General features: G+C 49.0%; 4 protein-coding genes. All 4 read right to left on the bottom strand.

Features of this window, described 5'->3' with window-relative positions; genetic code table 11:
* A partial coding sequence (locus tag ABZA00_RS04620) for a DUF4347 domain-containing protein (RefSeq protein WP_372880968.1) occupies positions 1-5,346 on the bottom strand: 5,346 nt, incomplete at its 3' end.
* Positions 5,347-5,417: 71 nt separating this feature from the next.
* Positions 5,418-6,815, bottom strand: a complete 1,398-nt coding sequence (locus tag ABZA00_RS04615) for an efflux RND transporter periplasmic adaptor subunit (protein WP_372880967.1) — start codon at positions 6,813-6,815, stop codon at positions 5,418-5,420.
* A gap of 373 nt (positions 6,816-7,188) precedes the next feature.
* On the bottom strand, positions 7,189-9,345 hold the full coding sequence (locus ABZA00_RS04610; protein ID WP_372880966.1) for a hypothetical protein: 2,157 nt from the start codon (positions 9,343-9,345) through the stop codon (positions 7,189-7,191).
* Between the two features lie 12 nt (positions 9,346-9,357).
* Positions 9,358-11,127, bottom strand: coding sequence for an HlyD family efflux transporter periplasmic adaptor subunit (locus tag ABZA00_RS04605; protein ID WP_372880965.1), 1,770 nt, complete (start codon positions 11,125-11,127; stop codon positions 9,358-9,360).
* Positions 11,128-11,550: the final 423 nt, after the last annotated feature.

The raw sequence follows: 11,550 nt of genomic DNA, 5'->3' as shown, positions 1-11,550 counted from the left end.
TTTACTGGCATCGCTGCCAGACAACGAATAAGTCAGCGTATCTGCCGTATCAACATCGGTTGCGGTGACCGTATAAACAACTTGTCCTGCACCACTGTTTTCATCAATGGCAGTCGCAACTCCACCAGAGCTGATCACCGGTGCATCGTTTACAGGCTGAACCGCAACTTTAAGACTAGCGGTGTTACTGGTCCCGCCGTCGCCATCCGTAGTATAAGCCTGCAAGGTACGAGTGGATGCCGTCGGGTCTTCCGAGGTGTTCTCGTAAGACAGGTTGTTAATCGTTGCTTTAACCGCTGCAACGGTAGCCGATGAGTTAAAATCAACAACAAGCGGTGTCACCCCGGTGGAGGGGCCGTTATACGTGCCGATGACCGTGCCGCCGTAGGTGATATTCAAGCCGCTGACACCAATCTGGCCTGCTGCTGTCCCCTGATTGCGAATGTCAAGCCGGTCTTCTGCAAGACCGTTGTTTGAAATTTGGTATACCAGTTGACCACCGTTGAAGTCAGCCGAATCAGAGTCGCTTAGCGTTGCGCTCCCCCCAAGTACAACCGCACCTGCGTTCTCAGTGTAGGAGTAAGTGCCGCTTGGGCTTGTAATTACCGGCGCATCGTTCACCGCAGTGACATCGATCGTCATCGTATAGGCGGAAGCTGAGTACCCCACGCTATTCGAACCTGCAAGTTGATAAATAATGTCGGTATCGGCGTCGGCGTGCCAGAACTCGATGCCATCAAATGTGAGGCCTGTTGCGTGGGTGCTGGGCGAGGTGAAGCTGGAAATAAAGGTACCGTCAGTATCAATCTGAATGATTTGCTGGTCGTTGCCGTCGGCCACCCACAAACTGCTGCCGTCCCAGGTGATATCACGCATGTAATCATCATCCGGCCAGGCAAAGCTGGATTCAACCGCCCCCGTAGTGCTGAGCTTATAGATAAGCGAGCCGCTACCTTCGACTAGCCACAGACTGCTGCCGTCCCAAGTCAGGCCGCGCGAATCAGTGCCGGGCGTGGCGAAGCTCGACTGCATATTACCGAGCGTATCGATTTCATAGACCATGTTGGCATCACGATCGACTACCCATAAGTTCGTGCCATCGAATGTGATTCCGGTCGGAAAAGTCCCTGGCGAGGCAAAACTGCTGATCAGGTTACCGGCGGGGTCGTAATTATAAATCTCATCATCATTCGGACTGGTGAGCCACAGACTAGTGCCATCGAAGGCCAGTCCACTCATCGAGTTTATCTGGGGCGTCGTGGTGGGGAACGAATTAAGAACAGTTCCCGTCGCGCCAACCGACACTCCGTCGCTCACTTCGAATTCAAAATTGGCATAGCCAGTGCCGTTTTCATCAGCGGTCGGAACAAACACTAAGTTGCCCGCATCGATATCGGCAATTTCTATGACCTGGTTAATGTCGATATCTACCCCCGACAGTTGTAGCGTGCCGTTCGCAGGCAAAGCAGTAATTCGCACCTGTTGCAAAGAATCGCCGCTATCGACATCGCTGAAATTGAAATCGGCTGCGCTGAATACGTAATCGACGTCTTCACTGGTCTCTATGGTGTTATTGGCTGCGGTCGGTGCATCATTTACCGGATCGACGGTAATATTGGCAACTGTGGTACCGCCACCCAAGCCGGCATCGCTGTCAGAGGTTGATGCCTGGGTAGTAAAGCTACCGCTGCCATTGAAATCGCTTGTCGGCGTGAACTTCAGACCGGCGTTCCCTTCGGCAACGGTGATGAATTCACCGTCAAATATCTGCGTGGTACCGTCGTTTTTGTAGAGCGTGCCATCGGAGATACCGGTGATTTTGTAATGGCTCACTTCGGCGCCATCTGCCGTGTTGGACGAAATTACCAGTCCGGCGGTCGACTGGATATCTTCGTCCGTCGTGGTGCTGGTAACCGATGGTGTGTCGGCGACCGGGATGATCACCAGGCTGGCAGTGTCGGTGGCGTTCGAGAAGGCACTGGTGCCGCCAGAATTACCGATGGCGGCAATTTCTACATTATCTACATTCATATCATATTTGCCGGCACCTGTTTCCATGCCCGCCACATAAAAACGAATTTGGGTATTTGCAGCAATGTAAGCACTAATATCCGCGCTGGCGGTTCCTACACCAACGTTGTTATTTTCATCAAACGTCAAACCGCTCAAGGCCGAAAAAGTCGCACCACCGTCGTCAGATATTTCAACTACGATAGTCGCGTTATTTACTAGTGCGTTATCATAAGAAAATGTCAAATTAGCCGAGACAGCACCGCTGAGGTCAACCTCGCGATAGGCATAATTGCCGGTATCATGGCCTTCGGTATAAAACTTACCTGCCGATACATAAAAATAGCCGTCACTGACGGTTGTGTTTTTATCTTTTTCAATCCAGTCAGTCGACCAATTTAAACTTCCGTCATTATTGCCATAAGAAACTGCGCTGAAATTATCAAGAAAGTTGCCCGTCAGGCCGCTAGTATTTGCTACCCCACCATTGCTTCCACTGGATTGATCCCAGGCCCGGAAGGTGATCGCGTCAGCGAGCGTGCCGTGGTAATCCGCATTGGCCTGAAAATACAATCGCGTCGATGCGTCGGCGGCGAGCAATCGCGCGTTAGAATCACTGACCGTTCCCAGTAGATTCCAGTTCGTCCCGCCGTCAATGCTGAAATACCAAACACCGTTGATCGTGTCGGCAGCAGTCACTGCAATGCCCAATCCGGCTCCACTGTCGACATCTGTGACATTGTCCACCTGGCCGGTTGGCGTGGCGAAATCTACTAGTTCCGACACCAGCGAACCCACGGCTCCCAACGGTGCGCCTGCGTCTTCATCAATTGGCGTAAGTACCGGGCTATTGCTTGCGTCCAACACTGGCGCATCGTTTACAGGAGTTACCGTCAGATCAACCGTAGCCTCATTTGATTCTGCACCAATCAAATCATAAATCTTATAGGTAAAACTATCTGCCGTAGTCTCAGAACCATCATGGGTGTAACTTACAGTGCCATCATCATTAACAACCAAAGAACCATTACTTGGACCGGAAACAATCGCTATAGATGAAATATTTAAATCACCATCTCCATCTGTATCATTTTTAGCCAGGTCTAGAGAATTATTAATAGAGCCCTCATCCACAGTAAAAGCATCATCTACTGCTTTAGGGGCTTTGGTTCCATTTGCTATAGATGTTATAGATACCGTTGTCGTAGCTACAAGACTCTCATCTGTTCCATCATTAGCGACAAAAGTTATAACTCTGTCTATAGTGTTTGGGTTATTAGAAGTATTTTCATAGGTTACGCTAGAAAGCACTGAGAGATAATCAGCAATTGTACCACTGCCATCTATCGTTAAAACTCCAGTAGTAGCAGTAGCAGCCCTATCCCATGTCACATTTAAAGAGGTTCCGCTAGTGTCTGCTGAAAGAGTCTCTTTGTTGGCTCCATCTATCTGGTTTATTAAAGTGACTAAAATAGAGTTCAGGTTTGAACTATCAACATCCACGAGAGATACGTCGTTATCTACAATGATAACTGGAGCATTCCCCTCAACATAGGTAGTTTGATAATCTGCTCCCGTAGAACCAGAACTATCATCTAAATCTAAGTCAATAACAGGTGCATCGTTGACCGCGTTAACGGTGATGGTCAGCATTCCTGTATCGCTCAAGCTCCCGTCAGTGACGGTATAGTCGACAGAGTCCGTGCCGGTAAAATTGCCAGCAGGCATGTAAGTGTAGCTGCCATCAGCTGCCAGCTCTAAAGAACCGCCCTGCGTTGTTGCAAATGTGCCGGCCACGACAGTCAGGCTGTCACCATCCGGATCAGTATCGTTGAAGTGCAGATCGACAGTTGAAGTGAATAGCGTGTCTTCGCTCGCACTTATTATTTCATCATCGACCGCCACAGGCGCACTATTGCTGGAAGGTTTGATAGACACGCCAGCAGCCGCCCAATTGTCGCTGCCCGACCACCCCCAGGACAACTCAACATCATCAGCTCCAGCCTTAGTACTGCCACCAGCATTGATACCCTTGCCTGGATAGAGATCCCAATCTTCAGTTTGATCCGCTCCGGGAGCGAGATCATAATTTGAGTCTTCATCAACCGCGATGATACCGAAAACAAGCTCTTCTGAGGCCGAGCTGATCGTCGCCGAGGCGCTACCGCCGGAGCCTCCGGATGCTGAGCCAAAAACTCCCAGTGCTGATGTCTGGTCGACGCCGGTAAAAGTCATGACACCGGCGGCGTTACCGTCGGTTTTACCATTGAGAAGGATATTAACATCATAGGTCCCCAGATCTGGATTGACTAGCTGCCATATTTCAGCGACCGCATCACCATTAGAGCTGCTACCAACGAGAGTGAGGGCGTCGCCATTGTAGGTAATGGAGGTCACCGCTGAGCCAGCACCCTTATTTAGGGAAACCCCCACCAGCATCAACCTGTCTGTGCCGGAGGTGGTATGCGAAATGGTTAAATTATCCGCGATACTCGTGCCGCTAGAGGTATTATCGACGGCTGCGTCCAGAAGATGCTGCCAATCGTTCAGATCTACGTTGCTGAAAAATTCCCCGCTTTCAATATCACCACTCTGGTATTCCAGCTCCCAGTCACCGCCCAAGCCCGCACTGCCCGTCAAATCATCTGAAGCCGCCACATCAGTTGCGGTCAGCGTGGCGAGGGTGTCAATAAACAGCTCTCCCTGTGCATCCGCAGCCAGATCACAGCCGTAGATAAGCAGGTCGGCATCGGCAGAAAAGGCGTTTGCCCAGCCACTTATCACCTGTGAATTTTGCGCTAACTCAACCTGGGTTATCTGGCTATTGCCTATTTGCAGCGAGCCTGATGAACCATGCGAGATCAGGTGCAGGGCATCAAGGTCCTGCCGGTCAGCAAGAATCTCGCTGAGCTGCTCAATGCCGTTGCGGTTTGAATCCAGGATCAGCACTTCAAGGATGGTATCATCCCCGGCTTGTGCCTGCAGGCTCTCTACTAAAAGCGAATAATCTTCAACACCGGCATCGATAACCAGCAGTTCGTAACGAACGTCTGCCTGCAGGTCAGCGGATTGCAGCAGTGGGTCCGGGGTATCTTCCTCCTGTGTTGTATTGCTGATATCGGCATCGTCCACAGCCGCAAATTGCGTATCAAGACGAGTGAACTCCGCCTGCGCATCGGATAAAATATCATCAGTGGCGATATCCCCTTGTTGACCGAAGTCATCCGGCAACAAATCCAGCCCCGGCAGATCGGCAGAGAGGAGAATCCGTGGTTCGAGCCCTTCGATAACGGGAGATGCATGCTTGTATTTCTTTGCGGATGCTGATTTTTTCATAACTGATAAAGATCCTGTCCGTAGGATAAATGTAACCAATGGCAATTGCTGATCGAACTGCCGCTATTGTGTTATTTAGCGGCGATCTGCAGATTGCAGGGCGTTATTTCCTTGTCCTTGGCGGCGTTTTCCAATTCCTGCTGAGTGTCTGCATCAAGCAGGGAGAAATTGCCGTTTACTAATAACCAGTAGCGTTCCTGTAATGTGTATCTGGGTTGCGTTTCTACGCTGAAGCCTTTGCTTTGCAGTTGCTTGATACGTTTTTCGGTACTGTCATTCTGCGAATAATAACCAAGCGAGACATAATAGGATTGATCAGCGCTTTGGGCGAGTTGAAAGTGATCTTTATCACCCGCCTCACGCAGGCGTCTAAGGTAGACATCGACTTGCTTTTTAGAGTCAAAAGCTGGCGACAGAACTAAGGTCCCCGTCTGCACATTTTCTTTTCTTTTTTGCACCTCGCTGTACACACCGTTAATCCGCAATGCCGTCGCCTTTTGCTGAGCGGCATCGAAATCCGGATAAGGGCCTAACCAACCACATTGCTCTCCCTGTGTATGGTTCATATCAGTTATTTTTTGCGATACGAAATCGTTCACGGACGTAGTTTCTGGTTCAGCGACTCTTTCAGAAGGGAGGAAGCTAACGCGGCAGCGCAGCCCTGCCGGTATTTTATAATCCGGATTTTCCAGCGTCAGGCGCACACCGAAGGTGCCGCTGGCGACATCTGCAACGCGATCTATGCGGCTAACTTCAGCTTGCCACTTTCCATCAATGCTGTCAGTCCAGACCTCTGCCAACATGCCCGGGTGCACTTTACCCAGTTGCTCGACCGGGATGATAACTTCGACATGGAGGGGAGAGAGTTGGGCAACGCGAACAATGGCTTGAGCATCAACGTATTCGCCCAGTGTCTTGAAACGCTCCATAATGACCCCGGTAATGGGGCTGCGAATCACATTGCGGTCGACAACCTCCTGAGCACGAAGCAGTTCCAGCTGCGCTAATTTTTGATTATCGAGCGCCTGACGAAGTTGAATTCTGGTCAGATTTGTCTCAGTTTGTGTCTGATCCATCTCTTTGTTGGAAACCATTTCGCGGCTGTACAGATCTTCAATACGCCTGCTTTGACGTTGACCAAAATCGGCATTTATCCGGCGCAAATCTATTTCAGCGGTTAGAGCGGCGCGCGTACGTGCCAGTTCCAGCGAGGCCATATCAACTTTTGACTCCAGCACAGCGATGATATCACCTGAATGGACGAAATCGCTGCGGTCTACTCGTATTGAACTGAGCACCCCTGGAACGCTACTGCCTAAATCTGCAACGACACTGGGATTAATGACGCAATCCAGCGACTGAAGTTCACTGGGTAGCGGATCAACTTCCGCCCCTGATACGAATGCAGGTAGCCATGTTAACTGTGCAAGTAGTAATAAAAAGCCACGCTTTTTCCGAATATAAACCATAACTGTCCTTAGCATCTTGGTATTTAAATATAATTTGCCCTGATCTAGTAAATCACCAATGAGCAAACAAAACATAACTATACCTGTTCAACATTTCCCCGAAATTGAAGCTCCCCGCATTATAAGAAAAAAGAGCATGAGTTAGATGATATCTTCTCGCTAGCACCATCTCTGGTTCCACTGCTTTGTGATACCAAAAGAACTAAACAGGTGATCAGTCCAGCTTGTTAAAATCCCCCCTAACTGTGTTGTGAATTTTGAAGTGAGAACAACTATCTCCTGCAACTCACGCCTTGTTAGCGCTAATTTTTCCTGCGCAATACATGATCACTTCATTAATTCTTTTGCTATGAACTGACATTTGACTACGCAGTTATCCTGTTACAGGGAGTAAATGACTTAGCAATAGCTGCTGCATACTCCTCATCCACTGAGCCCATAGCGATTCGCTGCCATGATCCAGGCGCACATAAGCACGTCCGCCGATACCAGTCACCTTAGTGCCAGCGGGTAGCGCCAGATCAAACTGAAAAACTTTTTCAGTCGCAGTCAAGCCGCTTTCATCTCGCATATCTACGCTGATATAACCGCCACCGAGCGCCCCAAGTGCGATACTGGGTAGCGTTGTACTGCCAGCCGGTACTTCACGTAACAGTGTCGCCTGAACGGGACTATCCATCTGCCCCGGCAACATCACCTCAATCGGGCCGGGTCTTGAGCGCAGCAAACCTGCGCGTGCCTGTTTTACCACGGCACGCACAATCGGCTGTTCATCCTGAATAACGTAACCCAATATTTCTCCCTGCCGTACAAATTCTCCACGTAACTCATGCGGATCATGTAATATGAAGTGTCCGCTGACCGGGCTTATTACCTGCAGTGCGGCGAGCTGTGCGTTCACTTGCTGCAGCTCTGCGGTCACCGCTTTGATATCGTCTTCGACCATCGCGCCCCGCACCCGACTGCTTTTACGTTCAAAAAGCTGTTTTGTGCGCAACTCCTGCAAACGTGCTTCTAATATATTGTACTGTGTACTCAAAGTGTTATCTTCAAGCCGCAAAAGCAGATCGCCTGCGTTAACATCACTGCCTGATGCAACCAAAACCTGTTTAACGAAGCTGTTGGATGGACTGAGAATCTGTCCTTGATCGTTGAACCATACCACCCCCTGTGCCTGCGTGGTCAGGGAAACGGGAACCTGTAGCAGAGCAACGCAGACAATAATCAATGCTGCGAGCGTAGAAAAAGCACGTACCCGGCGTGCTTCAAGGCGCGGACTAATGGCGAGAAAGCTCAGAGTCTGCAGCAGCGGTTTGAGTATTTGTTTAAATACCACCCAGCTGGCTAATATAACGCCGACAATCAGAAACTCACTGGACAGATATAAGGCAATGGCAATCAGCACGGTCAATCGATAAACAGGCGAAGCCAGTCCATAGAAAAGAAACCAGGCACCTTCGCCATCAGCTGTTACCGGCGTGCGCAGGCCGGTCATTCCAAGAACATATTTCTGAATAAGGTACAGATAAAAACGGCTTGAACGAGATGCCAGGTTAGGGATTTCTAAAAGATCTGCAAGTACATAATAACCATCGTAACGCAGTAAGGGGTTGCCGTTAAATAGCAGCGTTGATACACCGCTAATAAGCATCATGTTGAATGCGCTCTCATGAACTATTCCCGGTTCGGTAAGAAGCCAGACAAACAACCCCAGCGCAGCCAGAAAAAGCTCTACCAGTATACCGGCAGCCCCCACCAGCGCACGGCGTTGTTTATCGCGAAATGCCCAGGATGCAGAAGCATTAATATAGGGAATCGGCATAAATAACAACAGCGTTATGCCGGTTTCATGAGATTCTCCCCCCCCCGCTTTTACTGCCATTCCATGACCAAGTTCATGCAATATCTTGATAACCGGATAGAGTAGCCAGAAAGCAAGTAATTCTGAAGGGCTTAGGGTTTTGGCCCCGACCGCAGCAACTATCTCCTGCGCATTCGCCACGGCTAAAACCAGCGCGGCCAATATAATACTCAACCACACCCAAAAACCTTGCGCAGAAAAGCACAGCCGCGCCAGGGGCGCTAAATAATTAAGAAAACGATCCGGATCAAAGAGCGGAATGCGAATTGCCAGCGGGTTGTTTAGCGTTGATCGTTTTGCGTGTTGAGATTGAGAATAGCGGTTAATAACATCTTGTCCGCCTAAGGGAAGACCATCGCGCAGTACTTCAGCACTCTGTAATTGCGCCAGAATATTTAATATATCTTCTGTTTCGAGTAATTCATCTGCGCTGCGCGCCGTATTTGCCAGATACATGATTTCCCGAACGGAGAAATCGCCATTCAAACGGCCTATTACTTCATAGGCCGTCGCATTGAAACGGGTGAACCGCCCGGCAGATTCATCATGCAGGAGATACCAGCGCTCACCCCGGTAGTCTTGAACGAGAATGCGTACATGTTTGCGCAGACAGGGGCGCAATTCTGCGACATGCTGCCAAAGTGATGAGGTCTGCTGCTCAGTAATCATATTAGCCCACCATCAGAAACCCAATGACCACGCCCACAGGCGTAATCGAGCAAGTAGTGAATAGGTCCACACTTTTAATAAGCTGCCGCGACCAACGACAATCTTGGCAATTCCCTGCATACCGGGACGTAATCCTTGTGGTGGATCGACGATTTCAGACTCAACGCGAAAATTATTATTGCCTTGCCCCACTGAGGCGATGGGAAGAATACGTGAAATACGCAATTGGATTGATTGCTCAGGCAGTCCGGTCAGACGAAGATTTGCGTTTTGTCCTGAATTCAGGCCGGCTACGTCGTGCTCATCAACTTGTAACGTTATGCGATAATTTTTAGCTGGAATGATCTCAAACAGCAGTTGACCTCGTTCGATAGGCGTGCCCAGAGCTTGAGTCCAATCACCGCTCACCAACAAACCACTGAATGGGGCTCGTAACCGGGTGTGCTGCAGCTTTTCCTCTATACTACTCAACTGAGCATCGGTCTGCGCGATACGTGCCACCAGAATGCTGACTTGAGCACGATCCCGCTGCGCTAACGCCTGCTGGTATTCTTTTGCCTGTTTATCACGTTCACTGGACCATTTTTCATATTCAAGCCGCAGATCCCGATCATCTAACGTCGCGAGGATCTGATCTTGAGCAACGCTGTCTCCGGCCCTTACGCTGGCGGTTGCAATATAGCTGCTGAAAGGTGCGACGATCGCTTGTTGTATTTTACCTTCAACCGAGGCTTTTGCGGTGATAATGTGATCAGTCTGCAGCAGCGTTAACAACCCGATCATAATAATACTGCCGGCCATTATTAATTTCGAACGTAAATATCCAGAGCCTATTAAGCATTGCAGCTGCGTGTTGATAGTGGCAAGTGTTTTTTTCCAGGCGGGCTTGACGTTGCTGATATTCAGAGCGATAACGGGCGCGATATGATCCGCAATAGTCGTGAGCTGCTTGACTGTGGTGTTATCGAAGTGGTTTGTTTTGTCGCAAACCAGGCAGATCACACCAATCAGTGACTCGCTACTGCGCAGGGGAATTAAACAAACCGAGCCATTGTTGTCTTTCAGCAGCTGTTGCGCATGGGTTGTAATAACGCCATGCGTATCTGCGGATGAGGCAGGCAGAATAATGCTCTGATTTTGCTCGATACATTCTTCCATCGCAAATTCAATTTGGCTGACCCGCACGATCCGACGGTCGAATTGAAGCTGATGTGACATACTTATAACACGTACCTGCAATCCGCTGCGCAGGCCAAAGACAACTCGCGAACAATCTAAACTGTCTGCCAGGAGATTACAGAGGTGATACCCCGCAACCGCTAAAGGTTCATTGCGGGAAAGAAATGCGACTGCATTCAGTGCTAACGTTGCGGCTTGCGGATGTTCATTATCACCCCGCTCCAGTATTTTCTCCATGAAGGCGCTACCCCATTGCAATAACAGCAGTACGGCCTGGCGCTGTTGCGCTGAGCGAGCAGTGATTGCCAGTACAACAGAACCTACTACGCAGTTTTTCCGGAGCAACGGATAACTTATATAGTCCAGTAGATCAGAGCCATCATTAATTTCTTGTTGAGTTATTCCTGTACCGTCTTTAATTGTTTTTGCTGCGATGCTCTCAAGCATCGGAGAGACATAGTTGCAATCCGGCCACAATGCCAGCCTCTGCAGCTGACTATCTGTGCTTTCTGGCGCCAGAAACACGCCGCCACGTTTTACATCAGATATCATATGGCATTGCCAATCCAGCCAATGAGCAGTCTCATTCAAAAATTTTATCACTATCTTTCCCGTTCATCCGTGACGACAAATATTTTAATTTGATAATACAGCTGTCAGTTGACGTTATTTTAGGAGCAAAATTTCTGCACATCAGTTACGAACAGAGCAATTTTATTATCAAGCTGACTCAAGACTTTATTATCTAAACAACAAATGCCATTCCACATCTATCAACAATCATTTGTTTTTTATATAGATTTAGTTCTAAAAAATAATATCACAGTACTTTAGGAGCATTGCTTTGAACTGATTATGATTGAAAATCAGCTCAGTAATTAAAATATCGACTTTAGATGGAAAAAGCCAGATCAATTAAATAGGGTGTAGGTATATGATATTGATATGTGACATGTGATATGTTTTATACCTTTCCTTTACTAAAACGGGAGGTGCAACAGAGCTTAGTAGCTGTCCCACGCCCCC

Source organism: Psychromonas sp. (assembly GCF_041586535.1).
Lineage (GTDB): Bacteria > Pseudomonadota > Gammaproteobacteria > Enterobacterales > Psychromonadaceae > Psychromonas.
This window is presented reverse-complemented; position numbering and strand designations above follow the sequence as displayed.